The organism is Salinisphaera orenii subsp. orenii MK-B5 (genome assembly GCF_003788635.1).
Classification (GTDB): Bacteria; Pseudomonadota; Gammaproteobacteria; order Nevskiales; family Salinisphaeraceae; genus Salinisphaera; species Salinisphaera orenii.
In genome coordinates this window covers 1-560 of record NZ_AYKH01000038.1, presented here as the reverse complement: position 1 = coordinate 560, position 560 = coordinate 1, and the positions used below count along the sequence as shown (strand labels likewise).

Annotated in this window: 1 protein-coding gene; it reads right to left on the bottom strand. The window is 64.8% G+C overall.

The genetic code is table 11. The annotated features are described in order from the left end of the window. A partial coding sequence (locus SAOR_RS12985) for a GTP-binding protein (RefSeq protein ID WP_245965476.1) occupies positions 1–560 on the bottom strand: 560 nt, incomplete at both ends.

Below are 560 nucleotides of genomic sequence, written 5' to 3'. Positions count from 1 at the left end.
CCTGGTCCAGCAGCTTGCGGAACATTTCGACGCCGGTGACCGTGGTCTTGACCGTGTCGTGGATGCCCACGATTTCGATGTTGTCGCCGACGTTGACGATGCCGCGCTCGACGCGTCCCGTGGCCACGGTGCCGCGACCCGAGATCGAGAAGACGTCTTCGACCGGCATCAGGAAGGCGCCATCAACGGCGCGTTCCGGCTCGGGGATGAATTCGTCCATCGCGCGAACCAGCTTGGCGATCGATTCGATGCCGTGCTCGCCTTCGTCGCCTTCCAGCGCCTTGAGCGCGCTGCCGACGATCACCGGGGTGTCGTCGCCCGGGAAGTCGTAGGCGTCCAGCAGTTCGCGGACTTCCATTTCGACCAGCTCGAGCAGTTCTTCGTCGTCGACCATGTCGGCCTTGTTCAGGTAGACGACGATGAACGGGACGCCGACCTGGCGCGCCAGCAGGATGTGCTCGCGCGTCTGCGGCATCGGGCCGTCCGCGGCCGAGACGACCATGATCGCGCCGTCCATCTGGGCGGCACCGGTGATCATGTTCTTGACGTAGTCGGCGTGA